This is a genomic window from Gemmatimonadaceae bacterium (assembly GCA_036003045.1).
Classification (GTDB): Bacteria; Gemmatimonadota; Gemmatimonadetes; order Gemmatimonadales; family Gemmatimonadaceae; genus JAQBQB01.
The window spans coordinates 100,371-118,556 of the sequence record DASYSS010000104.1; the positions used below are offsets into that span (position 1 = coordinate 100,371).

Consider the following 18,186-nt stretch of genomic DNA (forward strand, 5'->3'; position numbering starts at 1 on the left):
AGCACCCTCACTTCACCCTGCAAGTACCGCTAGCGCCGACGACCACGCGGCGGGCCGCTGTCGCTGTTCCCCGTGCCCACCTGGAACGAGAGCCCGAACCGAAGCTCGTTGGTGCGGGCGGGAGCCTCGTAGGCAGTCGGTAGGACGAACTCGGTCATCCGCCACCGCGCTTCGCCGAACAGATCGATCGCGTGCGCCAGCGGCACGTTGGCGCCGAGTCCGTAGCTCCAGTCGTTGCGCGTCTTCGTGCTCGCCACGTTCTGAACGCCCTCCACACCGACGCCGGCGAACACGAACGGCGTGATCGAGCGCGAAGATCCGTCATTCCGGCCGAAGAGAAACATCGCGTCGGCGTCGGCGCCCCACGGGCGCGTCTCGGTAGAGACGGCCGTTGAATTGTTCGCGGCCTGAAGGGCCAAGTTGCCGCTGGCCCGGAAGGCCAGGCCGCCATTCCCGCCGAGCGTCAGCGCGAGCCCGGCCAGAGGGCTGCTCCCGGTGGACGGCAGAAAAGACACGAAGGGCGTGACGGCAAGATCGGATCGTTGGGCAGAGGCCGCGACGACGGGTGCGGCGATGCCGGCGAGGAGAAGCTGCGGCAGCCGGAAGGGGATGGCTCGAGGCACGGGCGACTCCGGAAAGGGTTCTGTCGCCCCGGCGAGAGTGCACGTCGGGTTCCAAGGTTCCCGTTCTTCGCCAACTCATTGATCCACTGATACTTGCATCGTCGTAGCTCTGCCGTCGGTCCTGGGCGGTGTCCCGTTGGTTGGACAATGTGTGTCGCCGCGGGAGGTCTTCGCCCCAGTTTCGGCCGATGGTACGTTCGGAGTTCGGCACTCTCGGCCTTCGGCGGAGTCGAGGTTCGGCGATTTCGGGGTCTCGGTATTCCGCAGACTCGGCGTTCCGGCAATTTTCGACGTTCGGCAAATTCGGAGTCCGGCGGTTTTCGGCATTCAGGAGCCTCTAATGAGCATCGGAACATCAATGCTGGCCGAGTTCGATCGGGAGATGGCGACCACCAGGCGGGTGCTGGAGCGAGTCCCCACCGACCAAGGCACGTGGAAGCCGCACGAGAAGTCGTTCGCGCTCGGCCATCTCGCGCAGCTCGTGGCCGGCATGCCGGGCTGGATCACGCTGACGATCCGCAACCCCGACCTGGATCTCAAAAGCGGGAGCGGCTACTCCTTTCAACCGACGGACAGCCTGGTCGCGCAGTTCGACAAGAACGTCGGTGAAGCGCGCGCCGAGCTCGCGAAGGTCAGCGATCAAGCCTTCGACGAGCCGTGGTCGCTCAAGATGGGCGATCGCGTGCTCACGACCGAGCCGCGCGGCGTGGTGGTGCGAACGCACATCAACCACCTCGTGCACCATCGCGGGCAGCTCACCGTCTATCTGCGGCTGCTGAACGTCCCGGTTCCGTCGATCTACGGACCGACGGCGGACGAGCGCACGTTCGGCTGACGGCTATCGATTGCGGAAGGTGTACTTCGTCCAGACGACGACCATTCCGCATTCGTTCGGCCGGCCGGGCGGAATCAACTCGGCGGGAACCATCAGCGGCCGCGCGTACACCTCGACCGCGGCGACCTCGTGGGACTGGAGGTCCGACAGTGCGTTGCCCGATGTTTCGATTCCGTCCATGAGCAACGTCGGCGAACAGGCCACGCCCTTGTCGTTCGTGGTGGTGAGCGCCACCTGACCGAGGCGCCGCACCATCCGGATGCCCGGCACGTCGTTGAACACGTTGATGAAATCGGGATAGTGCGCGATCGACGTGGAGTCGAGCATGTAGCCGGCCCCGCCCTTTCGCCGCGCGTCGAACTCCTGCGCCATCACATGCACACCGGGCGTCGCCGTCGTTCGCATCCCCTTGAGAACGATCGGCCGCCCGAACTGCAGGGCGACGCGCGTCGTGTCGTGCGGCATGACGTCGATGGTCTGCGAGACGGGCGATACGCCGACCGAGAGCACTTCGATCTGCTGTGTGCCGATCGGAACGTCGTGGAGCACGAAGCGGCCGTCCGCGTCGCTCCTGACTTCGCGGAGTCCCGGCATCGAAACGCGCGCGGCGCCGAACGGTTCACCATTCACGTTGGTCACGATTCCACTGACGGTGCCGACGTGCGACGCCACGGAGTCGGTCGGTCCCACCAGCAGGTCGCGGCGCTCGATCCGCCCCGCCCTCGGCGCCAGCTCGATTTCACCGCTCGATGTAGAGTCCTTGGCGCTCGTGCCCGAGGCTCGAATGGACATCGCTTCCCAAATGGGGATGTCGCAGACGCTGTAGTTGCCCGAGTCATCCGCGAATCCCTCGGCCGTCCAGCGCCGACCTACGACGTGGCCCGACTTGGCCCTCAACTCGACCCACGTGACCTCCACCTTTGCGTGAGCGAGCGGGCGCATGGTCGTCGCGTCGCGCACCGTGCCGAACACGAAGCCGCTGTCCTTGGGCACCCGGAGGCCGCGGCACTCGATCCGCCACAGCGTCGCGAAGGAGGGGACGCCCAAGCGGACCTCCTCATCCTCGTTCCCGACGGTCGCCTTACGCGAAACCCCGGAAAGGCCGAGCGAATCGAGCACGGCGTGCTGAATGGCGAACGTGTAGTCGCCGGGCGGAATGCTGTCGAAGTAGAAACGCCCGTCAGAATCGGTGGTGGTGTTTCGCGCGCCGGCCCCGGTGCCGAGAATACTGACAAAGGCGTCTCGGAGAGGCTGTCGCCGGATGCTGTCATAGGCCACGCCGCGGACGGGCAGGGTCCTGGGTATGGCCGAGGCAGACGAGTGGGACACCGCTTGCGCGGTCGCGTTAGTCGATGCGACGATGGCGCTCATGGCCGCGGCGCACAGCACGACGAACGTCTTCATGGGGCAGAACCCCAGCACGGGTGGGTGCGGCGGTATTGTATACACAACAGCGATGCAGACCGCAAGACCGTTCCACAACTACGTAGCGCTCAAGGACGAATCATGCCAATTCCTTGGCCGTTCGATCCTGGGGTCGACGGTAGCAGTGCGCTATAGTAAATCGTCCTAGTTACATACAGATTCGTCAGCCTCGAAATGTCCTCTCCCGCCTCAATCCTCAGTCTGGTCGCTTCCCTGGAGCTTCGCCTGGGGAACGGCTTCGCTATCGAAGGCGAGGTCGCCAAGGGGGGGATGTCGCGGATCTACTCGGCTCGACGGCCGGACACCCGCGAGCGCATCGCCATCAAGGTGATGGTCGACCGCCTCAGCGGCGCGTCGGGCCCGGAACGTCTCGAGCTCGAGGAGCGGTTCCTGCTCGAGATGCAGGTCCTTCAAAAGCTCAACCATCCGCGAATTCCGGCCGTCCTGTCGGCCGGCGACGTGAGCGGATCGCTGTACTACACGATGCCGTTTGTCGACGGGGAATCCCTCCGATCGCGTCTCAAGCGCAAGGATCACATCTCCGTGCGTGACGCGTTGCTCTTCACGCGCGACGTGGCGGACGCGCTCGCGCACGTGCACGAGAACGGCATCATCCACCGCGACGTGAAGCCGGACAACCTGATGTTGTCGCCGACGGGTGTCTGGCTTCTCGACTTTGGAATCGCGCGGGCGCCGAGCTTCAATCAGGCCGATCTCGGCCACGAGAAGCCCAGGTACATCATGGGCACGCCCGAATACACGAGCCCGGAGCGGCTCACCGCGCGAGTCGTCGAAGACGCGCGCTCCGATCTCTTCTCGCTCGGCTGCGTGCTGTACGAGATGCTGTCTGGCCGACCGCCGTTTCCGAACGGTCTCCGCGACGCGATGAAGAAGCACGCGCCGCTGCTTCCGATCGACCTCACGCCGCTGCCGCCGAAGCTTCCTGACGAAGTGATCGGCGTGCTGCGCCGCTCGATCGCGCTGCACCCGTCGGACCGTTTCGTGAACGCGACGGCGATGCTCGCCGCCGCCGACTCCGCCGCGAAACACGTCGGATACGACTGACTCGATTCAGGTCAGCGAAAGGGGGGAAAAGACATGGCATCGAACTCCACGCGCCGCGACTTCTTCAGGGCGGCGTTCGCCGCGTTTCCCGTGTTGGCCGCGCTGCGCCGCCCGCCGCTCGAAGAGGTCGAGATCGTGGACTTCAACGACGCCGGCGTTCGCCAGGGGACGCTCCGGGTGCCCAAGGTCGTGAAGTCCGACGCCGAATGGCGGAGCCAGCTGACTCCGATCTCGTACCAGATCACGCGTCAGCACGGCACCGAACGGGCATTCACCGGCCCGTACTGGGACCTCCACGATCGCGGGATGTTCAGGTGCGTGTGCTGCGGCACCGCGCTGTTCGCGTCGGCGGTCAAGTTTGATTCGGGCACCGGTTGGCCGAGTTTCTGGCAGCCGATCGCCGAGCAAAACGTGCGTCACGGCGCGCCGAGCCACGGTTACACGGAAAGTGACGTAACGTGTCGACGTTGTGACGCCCACCTCGGAGATCTCTTCGATGACGGGCCCAAGCCGACCGGGCTCCGATATTGCATTGACTCCGTCGCCCTGCGCTTCGTGAAGTTCGCCTGAGGGATTCCCCGGGCTGGACACGGCGCGGATTTCGCGTTCCAGTTTCCAGATGAACTTTCTCCGACGGTTGCGACAAACTCTGGGGGGCATCGGCGCCCCGGCGACAGCCGGCGGCGGCGAGACGCGTCGCATTCGCGGGTTCGCCGTGTTCGTCGACAACACGCGCCAGGACATCGAGACCGGCGCTGTTCTCGAGCGGCTCGACGAAGCGCTCGCGCTGATCGAACAAACGCAGCCCTGGCGGCTCGCGCACATGCGGCGGGATCTCTCGCGCTTTCTCGTGATTCGCTATCCGTGCCGCGGCGCTTTCTTTCCGCACACCCGCGAGTGCATGACGGAGCTGACGTTTCTTGCGCGGCGAGACATTTCGCCGGCGCCGGTCGCTGCTTCGATACTCCACGAAGGGATTCACGCGCGCGTGCACGGCATGGGCGTCCGCCCCGAATCGAAGGACCCGGCCCGCGAGGAGCGCATTTGCCGCCGAGCGGAGCTCGAGTTCGGGCTCTCGTTGGCCGCGGATCTCGGCGCGCCGGTGGTCGAACGGGCGCGGCTCAGCCTCGAGCTGACGGATGAGGACGTGGCGCCGTCGGTGGATTGGAGAATCGCGATGAAGCGCCAGGCGGCGATCGACCGCGCGGCCACGCGCCAGCGCTGAAAAATCGCCCGGCTTGGCGGCCGGGTTCGCTGGACAACAGGATGAGGTCGACGCAAGCTTCTGGGTCAACCCTGGCCCTCGCTCGTGTCCGCGTCGCCCACCGATTCGAACGCTCCAAAAAGCCCCCCCCCTGACGGGCCGCCGGATCTTGTCGAGGCGCTGCGCGACCGATACGAGATCATTCGCGAGGCCGGGCGGGGCGCATCGGCGATCGTCTACTACGCGCGCGACCTGAGGCACCACCGCGCCGTCGCCGTCAAGGCACTCAATCCCGACGTGAGCGCGGTCGCCGGCGAGCGTTTCCTGCGCGAGATCGAAGTGTCGGCGGGCATGCAGCACCCGCACATCCTGCCGACGTACGACTCGGGAATCGCGGCCGGGCGGCTGTACTTCGTGATGCCGTTCGTCGACGGCGGGTCGCTGCGCCAGCGGCTCGACAAGGAACCGCGTCTGCCGGTCGACGAAGCGCTGCGCTACGCGCACGAGGTGGCCGTGGCGATCGCGTTCGCGCACGACCGCGGCATCGTCCACCGCGACATCAAGCCGGAGAACATTCTCTTCTACCACGAGCATGCGTGCCTCGCCGATTTCGGGCTCGCCCGCGCGATGGAAGAGATCGACGTCCGCGTGACCGCGCACGGCATGGTGGTCGGCACGCCGGCGTACATGAGCCCAGAGCAGTTGAGCGACGGTGAATTCGACGGCCGCAGCGACGTGTATTCGTTGGCGTGCGTGCTGTACGAGATGCTCGCCGGGCGGCACGCGTTCTCGGGCAAGACGCCGCGCGAGCTGCTGCAAAAGCGGCTCACCGAACCGCCGGCCCCGGTGCGGGAGTATCGCGCCGACGTTCCGGCGCTGGTGGACACGTTGTTGACGCACGCGCTCGCGATGAAGCGCGACGAGCGTTTCCAAAGTGCTCATGAGCTGGCGTCGGCGATCGAGGAGGCGCGGCTCGAGATTTCGACCGGCCGCTCGGCGGCGCGGCGCCGCTTGGCGCGGAAGGGGGCGCGCGGCATGCGCCGTCCGTTCATCTGGGCGGGCGCGGTGGCATTGGCGCTGACGGTTTCCGCTCTCGCCGCGCCGCCCATTCGAACAGCGGTCGCGAAAAGTCGAGCCGCGGCGAACGCGCGCGCGGCTGCCCTCGCCGAAATGAAGACGGTTCAAGATCTGGAGCTCGGCCGCCAAGTTGGGACGGAAGCCTTCGCGCTCGCCGCCGCGAACTTGGGCAAGCAGGTCGCGAGCCTCCATGGTCGCGATTCGCTCTATGCGGAAGGATTGATCGCGCTTGGCAGGGGGGCGTTTCAAAACGCCTGCGCGAGCTTCGATCGTTTGCGGGCCGCCGACTCGCTCGACGCGCTTGCCTGGTACGGCCTCGGCGACTGTCAGGCGCTCGACTCTGCCGTCGTGCGGGACGCGAAGAGCCCATCGGGTTTGCGCTTTCGGACGAGCTGGGCGGCGGCCGCGAACGCTTACGTGAGAGCAGCGACCCTGGCACCTGCCACGAACCGTGCGCTCAGGTACGGGATGCTTTCAAGTCTTCTGCCAATCACGCCGGCTCAGATTCGCCTCGGACGCGCGGCGGACGGAACGCGCCAATTCTACGGCGCGCATCCGTCGGCCGACGGCGACTCGGTTGCCTTCGTTCCGTATCCGTTCGATGAGATCGTCGCGGGAAAATCCGCGGTTCTATCCCCCTCGCTCCCCGAGGCACTCCGCCGCAATCGGGACACACTGGTGGCGGCGGCGCGCCGCTGGACGGTGTCGTTCCCGAACAATCCGGAATCCTTCGAGGCCCTGGCCGCCGGGTTGGAAGCGCGCGGTGAACTGGCCAGCGACGATGAGGGAGCCGATGGCGCCTTGCGCCGCGCGAGGTCGCTGGCGCGAACGCCCGACGATCGGCTGCGTCTCGGCTCCGCCCACGTGCGGGTTCACATCAAGCGCGGCGAGCTCGACGCGGCGCTCGATCTCGCCGACTCCCTACTGGCGGCTGTCGCGACGAACCCGACGCGCGAGCAGGCATCCCGGCTCGTTGGACTCGCCGCGCTCACAGGGCGTATCGCGCGGGAGGCCGAGCTTCGGGCCGTCACATTCAGCTCCTCAAACGCAGTTCGAGGAATCGCCCCGCCGCTGACCTCACTGTCGAGCCGCCTGTTCGCGCGCGCAGCCGCGGGCGTTTGTGATGATTCGCTCTTGGGTCTTCGGCGGCAGCTCGACACGTTGCTCGAGAGCTATAGTGAGCCGATAAGGCGCCCCCAATTCCGGCGCGAGTTGATCACGCGATCCATGTCGCTCGCCTATCCGTGTTTCGGCGCTCGTGCGTTCGATGGGCTGCATGCGGAATTGCCGCTCGACCTCGCGCAGCGAGCCGCCGTGCGGGGCGACCGGCGTCGCGCGGCTGCGATCCTGGATTCGATTGAGACTGTGCGACGGGTATCCCTGCCCGGTGAGATCGCGCTCGACTACGTGCTGCAAGAGGCCAACGTGCGGGCGGCGATCGGTGATACGGCCAGCGCGATTCGACAACTCGATCGTGTGCTCCGCGCATTGCCGACGTTATCGCAGTTCGCCGTGCGAGAGGAGGCACAGTCGGCGGCGATTGGCCGAGCGTTTCTCCTGCGCGCTGAATTGGCCCGGGCGACCCACGACACGGCGGAGCAACGGCTCCGGGCGCGACAGGCACTCATCGTCTGGCGCCATGCCGACGCGTCACTGGCTCCGATCGTCGAGCGCTTGCGCTCGCTCGCATCTCCCTTACGATAATTCGTATTAGCGGACGCGGCGGACGGCGTCCGCCCACCGCACTCGCAGTCCGCCGCGGGCCGCCGTCGCTGCGTCGACGACGGAGCGTAGAACTTCCACGCAAGGAGCCAGAGTGACGCTGCAACTCGGCAGGACCGTCGCGCAATCGTTGGCAGCCGGATGTGTCGTCGCACTCGCCGTCGCGTGCGGCAAAGGAAGCGAGAAAGCCAAGGGCGAATCGACCGCGGCGGCACCACCCGGTGCTACAGCGGCCGCCGCTGCGCCGGCTCCGCCGCCGGGCACGCTCACGAAGCCGATCGACCAGTACACGGGCGACGAGTTCTATGCGCTCACGCGTCAACTCCAGTATGGAGGCGGCGGAACGCACGGCCGGCGTTGTCGCGGTCGAGCGGGCTGCCGCGGTCCGAACCCGCGGGATTCCACTCGCATCCAAGTCGATGGAATCGTCGGCGACGATTCGTTGAGCGCGGCCACCCTGCCGCCCAACGGCGTGCTCGCGATGCGGGCCATCAACGTCGGCCAATTCGCGGATTCGATGTACAACACGCGGCCCGGGACGCAATATGAGAGTTATCTCATCATCCTGCCAGTGCCGAACAGCGCGAGTGCGACGTGGCGCTTCGAGGAGCTCACGACGACGGCGGGCTCGCGCACGCATCACATGATCTCGTCTGGAACGCTGCGTGAGTGCCCGAAGCACGCCTTCCAACGCGGCCCGCACGCCGACTTCAAGACCTGCGAGCAAGCAGACAACCTTCGCCCGGCGTCGTTTTCGCGGCGAGCCGCCGCCATGATGCAGGGCGATCTCGGCCCCCCAGCCTGGTTCGGTTGCGCTTTCGGGTGCTGCACGGCCGATCCTCCGGGCGGTCACGGTTGACCTCATGATCGATCTGCGATCGCGCGAGTGCGTGGTGCGTACGTATCGGCCCGAGGATGCTCCGAGCCTGGCGCGCCACGGGAACAACCGGCGTATTTGGGAGAACTTGCGCGATCGCTTTCCGCATCCGTACAAGGAAGCGCATGCGGCGGAATACATCGCTCGATTGCTGAGCGGCAGCGACGAGCCGAGCTTCGCCATCGAAGTCGATGGCGAAGCGGTGGGCGGCATCAGCCTGCATCCCGGCGCCGACGTTGAGCGCATCGGTGCGGAAATCGGCTACTGGATCGGCGAATCGGTCTGGGGGCGCGGCGTGGCGACGTCCGCGATCCGGCTCGTGACCGACTACGCATTCACGCGGCGGCGCCTCGAGCGCGTGTTCGCGGTGCCGTTCACGACGAACGTCGCGTCTTGCCGAGCGCTCGAAAAAGCGGGATATCAACGTGAAGGCACGATGCGGCGCAGCGCGGTCAAGGACGGACGCATCATGGATCAGCATCTCTACGCGAAGACGAGAAGCTGACCAAGGCAGGCGGAAACGTGAGCGGAGGGCGGCGTGCGGGGAGAACCGTTGCGATGAGATACGCTGTGTTGCTGGTCGTCGCGGTCGCGGCCTGCTCGGCCGGCGAGGCGAGCAAGAGTGATTCGGGCGCGAGTGCCGCAGGCACGGTCGTGACCCCGGCCGAGTTCAGCTCGGCGAAGAACTACGTCGGGATTCGCTACGACTCGCTGCCGGCGAAGTTCACGTTCGTCTCGGGGTCGTTGATTCCTGTCACGCCGGGATCGAATACGGTCGGCTTCGATCTCGATCTCGTGCGGACGCCGCGCGGCCAGATGGTCTGGCTCGACTCCATCGTCGCGGTGTCGCAGCGCGGACGTCCGACGCGCATCGTGAGGGCCGAGCTCAGAGTTCCGCCCCTGGCGCGGGACGAGCGCCTCGTGATGTCGTCGTGCAGCGCGGACGGCAAGCTGGACCCGCGCGTCGTCGCGATCGTGGTCACCAGCCAGAGCGCTACTGTCGACTCGACCAGGCAGTTGACGGCGATCCGGCAGGCCTGGCGCGCGAACGGTGCGTCGGGTCAGTTCGACGTGATCCCTGTCACAGGAATCGTCTGCGACGAGCCGGGCTCCGCATAGCGTGCCGGCGAACGCTTGACAGCTCCGGCATTCGCATATTAGAATGGCTTGAGGGAGTCGCGTCCCGATGGTGGTTCGTCGTTCACATGCTCCGGCATGGCGAGCGGCCTGATCGATGCAAAAGCATCGCTCTGAACATCGGCGGCGCGACTTTTTGTTTTCCCAACCTCAATCACCCACGGTCTTCGATGAATCAACCCGCGATTCGTGACGTCGCCGTCACGCGCCCATCCGGCTTTGCCGCGCTCGCCAGCGATTGGCGCTCGCCGGCGAACACCGGTCGGTTGCCGCGAGTCGAAGACGTGGCTTACACCGTCGACTCGCAGCGAATCACATCTCATGCAGGCGGTTGGACCGGAGTCCTTGCGCGATAGAGCACTCCGATCCGACTCGGGCAAGCACCTCCGCCCCGCCTGCGCAGCGCGCACGGCGGGGCGGTTTCGTTTTGAGGGATTGGGTTCGGCTCAACAGGAGGAACGTCTTGATGGGAACAATGCAACGAACGGCCGACCAGGCATGACGCTCGGGTAGCTGGACACGCGACTCCCCTACCCGGCACGCGTCCGCTGCCTGGCCGAGCCTTCGTTTAACAATTCAGAAGTCCGATGACCGGCGCGTATGGGCGTTAGCCGCGCGCCGTCCGGGTCGAGCTCGAGGGTACAGGAGCACGGCGCCGCCGCACGATCATCCCATGGGCCGAAAGCCGGGACCGTGAGGGCCAACGGCGCCGAGTGTGGGTGTGATTCCCGCCGGCCCGGTCTGACTGTGAGTGGGCCCGCCGCAACCCGCGGCGGGCGCGCTGCGTAGTGGTTCCGAGCGGACCATCGGCGCGCCACCACGGACTCGGACGATTCCATGTTCAACGACAACGATCTTATCAACTTTCTGCTCGTTGCCACCGGCGTCTTGTCGACGTCGACGCTGGTGCTCGGCGTGCTCTGGCTGCGATCGCGGGAGCGCGTGCTCCGCATGCGGCTCGCACAGGAGAACCCCGACGCCGTGCGTGAGGACGTCACGCACCTCGTTCAAGCGGTGGACGCCATCGCGATCGAGGTGGAGCGGATCTCGGAAGCCCAGCGTTTCACCGCGCTCACGCTGGCGGAGCGCTCCGGGAGCCGGCGTGTCCCCGAGCGTGTGATCACGCCGCACTGACGAGGGTCGCGGTTCGGGCGGCGGAGGCGCGGCTTTCGCAGGGAAATCGGGCGAAAAACGATCCGGGCGGCGCTGGAGTTCGTTCGTGGACAGCGCTCGCGCGGGGTCGTACGTTGATGCCGTGGTGGCGTTTCGATGACTCCCTTCTCCCTGATTGAGCCATGAATCACAGCCTTTTCCTTCGATCGGCGTCGTTCGTCGTCGCTGTGACAGCGATTGCCGCCTGTTCGTCCGGCGGCGGCGGTGCGACGTCTTCCGCTCCGGCCCCCGCCGCGGCGTCTCCGGCCTCGCGTCCCACGACGATGGCCGCGGCCCCCGCGGCCTCCGCGTCAGCCGCGGTCACCCCGGCGTTGATCACCCTCGGTGACTCGATTTACCACGCGGCGACCTGCCAGCGCTGCCACGGCGCCGACGCAAAGGGCCGCCAGAACGGACCGAGTCTCCTGGGGCCCACGTTCCTGCACATCAAGGGCTCGGGCACGTACCAGGACTTCGTGAACGTCATCATGAGCGGCGTACCGGCCGACTCGATCAAGGACAAGACGCACACGCTTCAGATGCGGCCCAGGGGCGGCGGACAAACGCCGCTCACCGACGATCAAGTCAAAGCCGTCGCCGCGTACGTCTACTCGCTGAGTCACAAGTCGTAAAACGATGACGCGGGCCGCTGTCGCGCTGTTGCTGATTGCATCCATGTCCGCCGGCGCGCAGGTGTCGCAGCAGTGGCCGCAACACTCGATGGACCGCCCGAGGCCCCCGGTCGTCAAGCCGGGGGCCTTCGAGTCGGCCCCGCCTCCGTCGGACGCGATCGTTCTCTTCGACGGAAAGTCGCTCGCCAAGTGGCGGTCGTCGGACAGCACGCACGGCCCGGCCAAATGGAAAATCGTCGACGGCGCGATGGAGGTCGCCGCTGGCACGGGCGGAATCGAAACGCGCGATGCATTCGGCGACTGCCAACTCCACATCGAGTGGCGCGCCCCGACGCCCGCAAAAGGCGAAGGCCAGGAGCGCGGCAACAGCGGCGTCTTTTTGATGGGCACGTACGAGGTCCAGGTGCTCGACTCGTACAACAACATCACCTACGCCGACGGACAGGCAGGGGCCGTGTACGGTCAGTATCCGCCGCTCGTGAACGCGAGCCGTCCGCCCGGAGACTGGCAGTCGTACGACATCATCTGGCATCGCCCGCACTTCGACGCCCAAGGCCGTCTCGTGAGCGCGGCGCGCGTGACCGTGTTCTTCAACGGTCTCCTCGCGCAGGACAACGTGAGCCTCACCGGCCCCACGGCCCATCAACACCGCCCGCCCTACCACGCGCATCCCGACGCGCTGCCCCTAGGCCTTCAGGATCACGGGAATCCCGTCCGGTTCCGGAACATCTGGATTAGAAATCTCGAACCAGGGTCCGGAAAGCCTTAGCGACGGCGGCCCCTCTATCGGGGTGCTCTGCTGAACTACCTACCGCAGAGACGCGGAGGACGCAGAGTTTCGCAGAGGACAGGCCAAGTTCGAGCCGGCGCCCAACGCGCCGGATTTTTGGGGACTGCCGCTCGAGGAGCTATGCGTGCCGTGGAGACGTAGTCTTCACGACGGGTACCCCGAGCGGCTTTCACCAAGCCCCGGCTCGTCGCGCGATCATGCCGCTTTTCCTCTGCGTCCCTCTGCGTTCTCTGCGACTCAGCGGTGAGCAGTTGCCCTGCTGTTGATCTACGCGGCGCAATATCGATTGAACGCGTTCACGAGATCGTGCGCGATCTCTTCTGCGGGGCGGCCTTCGATCTGCCAGCGCTCGAGCATGAACACGAGATCGCCGTCCTTGAACAGCGCGATCTGCGGGGACGAGGGTGGGTAGCCGGTGAAGTATTCGCGGGCGCGGTGCGTGGCGTCGGCGTCTTGGCCGGCGAACACGGTGGTGAGCTTTTCCGGTTTGATCGGATTCTCGAGCGCGATCGCGACGGCGGGACGCGCCATACGCGCGGAGCAGCCGCACACGGAGTTCACGACCACCAATGTCGTGCCGCTGGCGTCCTGAAGCTCGCGGTCTACTTCGTCGACCGTGCGCAGTTCCTTCACGCCCAGCCGGGTGAGCTCTTGCCGCATCGGCGTCACGAGCCGCTCGTCGTACATCTGTTGAGGAAGCCGCATAGAAGTCACTGAGTTGAATTCACGGGATGGACAGCCGAGCGACCGGCGTGGTCACTCGTCGCGGACGAGCGCGAGGATCGCCGCTTGGGGGACAACCAGATATCGCTCGCCCTCGAAGGTGATCTCGACCGCCGCTTTGCGGAAAAAGAGCGCGTAGTCGCCGGTGCGGGCCTGCATCGGCACGAACCGCGTCGCACGCTCGCCGGGCGCCTGCCACGGCTCGTCGGAGAACGAATCGGGGCTCGGCATCGGTAGACCGGGGCCAGTCGCTACGATCTTCCCACCCTGCACCGCCTGATTGTCGATCGCGGTCGGTGGCAGGTACAAGCCGACGGTCGTCCGCTCCTCGCCTTCCTCGACGCGCACGAGGACACGGTCGCCGACGACGATGAGCTCTTTGTCTCGCTTGATCATGGGTCGCTCCTGACTCAGGTGCTTCGACGTATCCACGGAAAGCTACTCGGCGGTAACAAGGGTGGCGGCGCGGGGGCGGGTGAGTCGGAAAACGGGATAGCTCACCACGAGAATCCCCAGCGCAAACAGGCTGTTGCGGCGGTCGGCGACGACGGCGCTGATCAGGAATGCCAGCGAACCGAGCAGCACGAGAACCGTCGTCCACGGGTAACCGAACGTACGGTACGGTCTCGCGCGGTTCGGTTCGCGAAGCCGCAGGCGAATGAGGCCGAGAAACGACGTCGCGTAGTTGGCGACGAAGAAGAACGCCGCGATGGCGATCATGGTCTCGAACGTCCCGGTCGCGAGAAACGCGAGCGTCACCAGCCCCGTCGCGCCCAACGAAACGATTGGCGTGCCTCGGGGACTAACTCTCGCGGCGACGGGAATGCCGACGCCGTCACGGCTCATCGAGAACAGGGTGCGCGACGCCATCAGTGTGCAGGCGTTGACCGCGCTCGGCAGCGAGAGCACGACGAGCACCTGTACGATCCGTTCACCCGCCGCGCCGAAGATCGCGTTCGCCACCGTTCCGGCCGCGAGCTTCGAACCCGCCAGCGCCGAGAGCGGAACGGCATGGAGGAACGCGAGGTTGATGAGCAGATAGATCGTCGCGACGCCGGCCAGCCCGTAAAACATGCCTCGCGGAATTTGTCGCGCCGGATCGTGGAGCTCTTCCGAGAAATAGATCGGACCGTTCCATCCGTCGTACGCGTAGATCACCGACTGCGCGGCGAGAAGAAAACCGGCGAAGCCGATCGCGCCCCCCGCTCCCGTCGTCGCTGCGGCGGTGCTCGGCGGAACAGTGCGTCCGCCGAACGCGAAACACGCGATCACGAGCCCGATGAGGACGCCCGACTTCAATAGGCTCGTGAGTTGCTGCACGCGATCGCCGCGTTTCGTTCCGCCGAACAGCAGGAACGTGAACGCCGCGACCACCAGCATGGCGACAGCCGCGACGCCGGAGGACGCGCCGGCGAGACGCACCGCCGACTCGCCGATCACCGTGGCGATCGCCGCGGTCGACGCGCATGTCGAGATCCAGTCCATCCAGCCGACGACGAAACCGACATAGTCACCGAAGATGTCGTGCGCGAAGACGTACTGCCCTCCGCTGCGCGGCATCATCGTTCCGAGCTCGGCGAGCGCGTTCGCGCCGAGCAGCGCGTACAGTCCGCCGATCACCCAAATGCCGACGAACGCGAATGAATTGGGCAGATAGCCCGCGATCTCGCCCGGCGTGCGCAGGATTCCTGCGCCGATCGTGTTTCCGACGGTCACGGCCAGACCGAAGGTCAGGCCGAGCATCCGGATGAGAGACTGCGTGGGCCGGTTGGGCTCGCTCACGGCGCAAACAATCGCTCGCGCGCCCGATTGCTGCCAGGTGTGATTTCGCTCGGCGTTTTTTTTCGCGGTCTACCGGTCCAACGGCCCACCCCAAAAAGATCAGCGGGATGGAAGCCGTCGAATACCCGGCGCCACCCCGCTGATTGTGCTTTCGGAGATCAGGCCGACCCCCACCCGAGTCAACGCAACCTCAACGAAAGCGTACTGCAGATTGTCCAGCGATGATCAGTACACCTGCTATGACACCTGCGTTGGTGTCTCCCCGCGTAAAGAATTACTGACAACTCAAACGGCCGAACGGCAGCGGCAGCGTGCAATTCTGCGTGTTGCCGTCTTCCGTGATCACGACCTTCGCCGTCGCGGAGCCATCGTACGTGATGACTTCACGCCGTGTCGACGTCGCCGGCGATTGGCCGGTGACCGTCACGGTGACTTTCATCGAGCGAATGATCGTTCCCGCACCTGGATACGGCGGATGACCCAAAGCCGCTGAACCAACGGGAATCACGAGGCCGGTGATCGTGTCACCCGCGGTGCGCTGCGCGGTGAACGCACCCATAGACGACGTACCGGACGTGTTCTCGGAGCCGGCCGACACGCCGTCGACCTTCCGTTGAGTGCTTCCTTTCGCGAGACCTGTGACGGTCTGGCTGCTCGACTCGTTGATGTCGCTCGTCACGCTGTCGCGGCGCGTCACTTTGCCCGTGACCGACACCGTGCTGACGATCGTGTTCGTCGTCGTGTCGATCTTCGATTGCGGGTTCCCGCCGGCGTCCGTGTACTTGAACGTATGAGTAATGGTCAGCCCGTTGCGCGTCTGATTTCCGCAGGTCACGACGCCCGTGCTGCTGGAGAACGCGCACGAACCGTCACGGAAGAAGTCCGCTAAGCCGAGGCCGAGGAACGGACCACCGAGGCCGCCCATGAAGCCGATGCCGAACCCCGGTCCGTGCCCGAACATCCAGCGGCCGCCTGGGCCACCGGGCCCTCTTCCGTCGAAGGAAGGCTGGAACGGTCCGTCGCCTTCCGACGCCGCGAAGCTGCTGCTCAAGTCGGAGAAACCGGAAGGTACCGTCGTGAACGCCGACGACGCGTCCAGCAGCGCTGTGCTTCCGTTTGGCGCGCTCGATTCGTTACACGCCGCGACGAGAGCCGCGCACGCGGCGGCGCAGGTGAGTGTGACAATTTTTTTCATGTCTCAGGTCCTGTTCGAGTCCAAAGGCAGACACGGAGGTCGTCCGCCACCCTGAGTTTGTCGTCGGGACCGGCGCGGCGTTAACTAAAAAAACGAAATTCGGACCCGAACCGCCGAAAGCCGACGTTAGATCGCGGTCGTCTCGGGCAACCACGCCGCCAGGCGCGTGCGCAGATGTTTCAGCGCTTTTCCCATCTGCGATTCGACGGTCTTGATGGAAATGCCGAGCGTCTTCGCGATCTCGGCATAGCGGAGTCCTTGTTCTCGACTCAGGCGAAACACTTCGCGACACGCCGGCGGCAGCTCGGCGACGGCGGCGGTGATCGCGTCGCGCAATTCGCCGGCGACGAGCCCAGACGCACCGGCGGCGGCGATGCTTTCTTCGCCAATGAGGTGTGGTTCGGCGCGCTTTTGGACGTTCGCGTGCCTGATCTGATTCAGCGCGCGATTGCGGGTCGAACGAACGAGATACGCGCGCAGCGACTCCTGGATGGTCACCGTCGTTCGACGGCGCCACAGCTCCAGCATCACTTCCTGGACGACGTCCTCGCTGGCGCTTCGGTCGTGCAGAAGGCTCTGCGCCAGGATCACGAGGGCCGCGTAGTGCGTTCGAAAGATCGCGTCGAAGGCCGCTTGGTCGCCGTCCTTCAGGCGGTCTAGTAATTCGCGATCATCCATGCCGATACGGGGTCCGAGCTCTCCAGGGCGATTCCAGCGATGCGACGGTTGTCCCCGGGCGCGCGGGTTCCGTATAATCCCCGATCAGGCGGAGGGCCATCAGGGGTCATGATTCGCATAAGGGTATACGTTCTCCGACGTGTCGAAAGGGCATGACCGACGACGCCTCCCTCCCCCGGCCGTCCGGCCCGCCTGCGCCCGACTCGGTCCCGGATTGGGACACGCTCGGCCGCTTCGTTGCGGGTGAAGGCTCGGCGGACGAAATGTCGCAGGTCAGCAAATGGCTGGACGCGAACCCCGCCGAGCGTGCGTTGCTGGAGCGACTCACGGAAGTCACATCGGCAACCCCCAGCGACGCGGCTGGGATCGACGTCGAGGCCGCGCTGGCCAGGGTCCACTCGCGAATGGGAGAGCCCGCGCGAGCCCCTCTCTCGCTGAGCGCGCCCCGGGCCAAGCGTCGCTGGCAACCTCTGGGATCGGCGGCGCTGCTCGCGGCCGCGGCGGTCGTCGCGTTCCTCGTCATCTCGCGGCGGGGCACCTCGCCGAGCGGATCGGTGACGACGGTCGCCTCCCAGTCCTTTACGACGACGGTCGGCAAGCGGGATTCGATCACCCTGTCCGACGGCTCACGGGTCGTGCTCGGGCCGGACAGCCGCCTGACGGTACCACCGGATTTCGGCAACGGATCGCGTTCCGTCGAGCTGCACGGCGACGCGTTCTTCGACGTCCAGCACAACGCGGCCAGCCCGTTCGCGGTCCGCGTCGGAACGGCCGTCATCCAGGACGTCGGCACGACGTTCATGGTCGAGAGCGACGACGCCAACGCGACCGTCGTGACGGTTGTAAGCGGAAGCGTGCGGCTTCGCGCTGTGGATTCTTCATCCGGCACGGGCGTCCTTCTTGCTGCCGGGGAACGTGGATCAATCGACGACGCCGGGCGTACCAGCACGGAGCGCGCGCCCTCACCCGACGACGACGTAGCCTGGACGACGGGCAAGCTCGTCTTCCGCGACGCTCAGTTGTCTCGGGTAGCGGCAGAAATCCATCGATGGTACGGCATACGCCTGCACGTCAGCGACCCCTCGTTGTTGTCGCAACACGTCACGGCGCAGTTCTTCACGAATCAACCCGTCGATCAGGTGCTTCACGTGGTCGAGCTTTCGCTGGGAGTAAAAATCGAACGGCAGGGCGACTCGGCGGTCGTCGTGACCGGCCGGAGTGCGCCACCGACCCGGTGAGATCGACCCTCCGGCGGTTCTGCAGCGTTGG

General features: G+C 66.0%; 20 protein-coding genes. 13 read left to right on the forward strand and 7 right to left on the reverse strand.

Annotated elements, in window-relative coordinates:
- Positions 1-29: 29 nt before the first annotated feature.
- Positions 30-623, reverse strand: a complete 594-nt coding sequence (locus tag VGQ44_22995; GenBank protein HEV8449708.1) for a hypothetical protein — start codon at positions 621-623, stop codon at positions 30-32.
- Between the two features lie 340 nt (positions 624-963).
- On the opposite strand from VGQ44_22995, the gene VGQ44_23000 reads away from it, so the two are divergent.
- Positions 964-1,458 (forward strand): DinB family protein, encoded by a 495-nt coding sequence (locus VGQ44_23000; protein ID HEV8449709.1) that lies wholly within the window; start codon positions 964-966, stop codon positions 1,456-1,458.
- A gap of 3 nt (positions 1,459-1,461) precedes the next feature.
- Here the strand turns inward: VGQ44_23000 and VGQ44_23005 are convergent, their stop codons facing one another.
- Positions 1,462-2,862 carry a carboxypeptidase regulatory-like domain-containing protein gene (locus VGQ44_23005; GenBank protein HEV8449710.1) on the reverse strand — a complete coding sequence of 467 codons (1,401 nt, stop codon included), beginning with the start codon at positions 2,860-2,862 and terminating at the stop codon, positions 1,462-1,464.
- A gap of 195 nt (positions 2,863-3,057) precedes the next feature.
- On the opposite strand from VGQ44_23005, the gene VGQ44_23010 reads away from it, so the two are divergent.
- The 11 genes from VGQ44_23010 (at position 3,058) to VGQ44_23060 (ending at position 12,518) form a co-directional block, all read left to right on the forward strand.
- Positions 3,058-3,948 carry a serine/threonine-protein kinase gene (locus VGQ44_23010; protein HEV8449711.1) on the forward strand — a complete coding sequence of 297 codons (891 nt, stop codon included), beginning with the start codon at positions 3,058-3,060 and terminating at the stop codon, positions 3,946-3,948.
- Positions 3,949-3,981: 33 nt separating this feature from the next.
- Positions 3,982-4,518 (forward strand): peptide-methionine (R)-S-oxide reductase MsrB, encoded by a 537-nt coding sequence (gene msrB, locus VGQ44_23015; GenBank protein ID HEV8449712.1) that lies wholly within the window; start codon positions 3,982-3,984, stop codon positions 4,516-4,518.
- A 49-nt stretch (positions 4,519-4,567) separates the two neighbouring features.
- Positions 4,568-5,173, forward strand: coding sequence for a hypothetical protein (locus VGQ44_23020; protein ID HEV8449713.1), 606 nt, complete (start codon positions 4,568-4,570; stop codon positions 5,171-5,173).
- An 84-nt stretch (positions 5,174-5,257) separates the two neighbouring features.
- Positions 5,258-7,933: a protein kinase gene (locus VGQ44_23025; GenBank protein HEV8449714.1), complete on the forward strand. Its 2,676-nt coding sequence runs from the start codon at positions 5,258-5,260 to the stop codon at positions 7,931-7,933.
- 112 nt (positions 7,934-8,045) lie between these two features.
- Positions 8,046-8,810, forward strand: coding sequence for a hypothetical protein (locus VGQ44_23030; GenBank protein ID HEV8449715.1), 765 nt, complete (start codon positions 8,046-8,048; stop codon positions 8,808-8,810).
- Between the two features lie 4 nt (positions 8,811-8,814).
- A complete protein-coding gene (locus VGQ44_23035) occupies positions 8,815-9,333 on the forward strand; it encodes a GNAT family N-acetyltransferase (protein HEV8449716.1) in 519 nt (172 codons plus the stop codon).
- Between the two features lie 53 nt (positions 9,334-9,386).
- The gene (locus tag VGQ44_23040) at positions 9,387-9,947 is read left to right on the forward strand and encodes a hypothetical protein (GenBank protein HEV8449717.1); all 561 of its coding nucleotides are present in this window, start codon (positions 9,387-9,389) and stop codon (positions 9,945-9,947) included.
- Between the two features lie 188 nt (positions 9,948-10,135).
- On the forward strand, positions 10,136-10,321 hold the full coding sequence (locus VGQ44_23045; protein HEV8449718.1) for a hypothetical protein: 186 nt from the start codon (positions 10,136-10,138) through the stop codon (positions 10,319-10,321).
- A 481-nt stretch (positions 10,322-10,802) separates the two neighbouring features.
- A complete protein-coding gene (locus VGQ44_23050; protein ID HEV8449719.1) occupies positions 10,803-11,099 on the forward strand; it encodes a hypothetical protein in 297 nt (98 codons plus the stop codon).
- Positions 11,100-11,260: 161 nt separating this feature from the next.
- Positions 11,261-11,749 carry a cytochrome c gene (locus VGQ44_23055; protein HEV8449720.1) on the forward strand — a complete coding sequence of 163 codons (489 nt, stop codon included), beginning with the start codon at positions 11,261-11,263 and terminating at the stop codon, positions 11,747-11,749.
- A gap of 4 nt (positions 11,750-11,753) precedes the next feature.
- Positions 11,754-12,518, forward strand: a complete 765-nt coding sequence (locus tag VGQ44_23060) for a DUF1080 domain-containing protein (GenBank protein HEV8449721.1) — start codon at positions 11,754-11,756, stop codon at positions 12,516-12,518.
- Between the two features lie 288 nt (positions 12,519-12,806).
- Here VGQ44_23060 and VGQ44_23065 read toward each other — a convergent pair whose 3' ends face one another.
- From VGQ44_23065 to VGQ44_23085, 5 genes are all read right to left on the reverse strand, one after another.
- Positions 12,807-13,244: a BrxA/BrxB family bacilliredoxin gene (locus VGQ44_23065; GenBank protein ID HEV8449722.1), complete on the reverse strand. Its 438-nt coding sequence runs from the start codon at positions 13,242-13,244 to the stop codon at positions 12,807-12,809.
- Between the two features lie 51 nt (positions 13,245-13,295).
- Positions 13,296-13,658, reverse strand: a complete 363-nt coding sequence (locus VGQ44_23070) for a co-chaperone GroES family protein (GenBank protein ID HEV8449723.1) — start codon at positions 13,656-13,658, stop codon at positions 13,296-13,298.
- Positions 13,659-13,700: 42 nt separating this feature from the next.
- On the reverse strand, positions 13,701-15,044 hold the full coding sequence (locus VGQ44_23075) for an APC family permease (protein ID HEV8449724.1): 1,344 nt from the start codon (positions 15,042-15,044) through the stop codon (positions 13,701-13,703).
- Between the two features lie 274 nt (positions 15,045-15,318).
- Positions 15,319-16,239, reverse strand: a complete 921-nt coding sequence (locus VGQ44_23080) for a hypothetical protein (GenBank protein HEV8449725.1) — start codon at positions 16,237-16,239, stop codon at positions 15,319-15,321.
- 126 nt (positions 16,240-16,365) lie between these two features.
- Positions 16,366-16,917, reverse strand: coding sequence for an RNA polymerase sigma-70 factor (locus VGQ44_23085; GenBank protein HEV8449726.1), 552 nt, complete (start codon positions 16,915-16,917; stop codon positions 16,366-16,368).
- Between the two features lie 152 nt (positions 16,918-17,069).
- Here VGQ44_23085 and VGQ44_23090 point away from each other — a divergent pair, with 152 nt between their 5' ends.
- Complete coding sequence (locus tag VGQ44_23090) at positions 17,070-18,155, forward strand: FecR domain-containing protein (protein HEV8449727.1); 1,086 nt, start codon at positions 17,070-17,072, stop codon at positions 18,153-18,155.
- The last annotated feature ends 31 nt before the right edge of the window (positions 18,156-18,186 follow it).

What these genes read in the sequence shown, in the direction of transcription:
- VGQ44_23085 (HEV8449726.1), bottom strand. Translation starts at nt 16,917, where the DNA reads ATGGATGATCGCGAATTACTAGACCGCCTGAAGGACGGCGACCAAGCG.
- VGQ44_23070 (HEV8449723.1), bottom strand. Translation starts at nt 13,658, where the DNA reads ATGATCAAGCGAGACAAAGAGCTCATCGTCGTCGGCGACCGTGTCCTC.
- VGQ44_23050 (HEV8449719.1), top strand. Translation starts at nt 10,803, where the DNA reads ATGTTCAACGACAACGATCTTATCAACTTTCTGCTCGTTGCCACCGGC.
- msrB (HEV8449712.1), top strand. Translation starts at nt 3,982, where the DNA reads ATGGCATCGAACTCCACGCGCCGCGACTTCTTCAGGGCGGCGTTCGCC.
- VGQ44_23010 (HEV8449711.1), top strand. Translation starts at nt 3,058, where the DNA reads ATGTCCTCTCCCGCCTCAATCCTCAGTCTGGTCGCTTCCCTGGAGCTT.
- VGQ44_23065 (HEV8449722.1), bottom strand. Translation starts at nt 13,244, where the DNA reads ATGCGGCTTCCTCAACAGATGTACGACGAGCGGCTCGTGACGCCGATG.
- VGQ44_23040 (HEV8449717.1), top strand. Translation starts at nt 9,387, where the DNA reads ATGAGATACGCTGTGTTGCTGGTCGTCGCGGTCGCGGCCTGCTCGGCC.
- VGQ44_23005 (HEV8449710.1), bottom strand. Translation starts at nt 2,862, where the DNA reads ATGAAGACGTTCGTCGTGCTGTGCGCCGCGGCCATGAGCGCCATCGTC.
- VGQ44_23000 (HEV8449709.1), top strand. Translation starts at nt 964, where the DNA reads ATGAGCATCGGAACATCAATGCTGGCCGAGTTCGATCGGGAGATGGCG.
- VGQ44_23090 (HEV8449727.1), top strand. Translation starts at nt 17,070, where the DNA reads ATGACCGACGACGCCTCCCTCCCCCGGCCGTCCGGCCCGCCTGCGCCC.
- VGQ44_23020 (HEV8449713.1), top strand. Translation starts at nt 4,568, where the DNA reads ATGAACTTTCTCCGACGGTTGCGACAAACTCTGGGGGGCATCGGCGCC.
- VGQ44_23045 (HEV8449718.1), top strand. Translation starts at nt 10,136, where the DNA reads ATGAATCAACCCGCGATTCGTGACGTCGCCGTCACGCGCCCATCCGGC.
- VGQ44_23055 (HEV8449720.1), top strand. Translation starts at nt 11,261, where the DNA reads ATGAATCACAGCCTTTTCCTTCGATCGGCGTCGTTCGTCGTCGCTGTG.
- VGQ44_23035 (HEV8449716.1), top strand. Translation starts at nt 8,815, where the DNA reads ATGATCGATCTGCGATCGCGCGAGTGCGTGGTGCGTACGTATCGGCCC.
- VGQ44_23060 (HEV8449721.1), top strand. Translation starts at nt 11,754, where the DNA reads ATGACGCGGGCCGCTGTCGCGCTGTTGCTGATTGCATCCATGTCCGCC.
- VGQ44_23080 (HEV8449725.1), bottom strand. Translation starts at nt 16,239, where the DNA reads ATGAAAAAAATTGTCACACTCACCTGCGCCGCCGCGTGCGCGGCTCTC.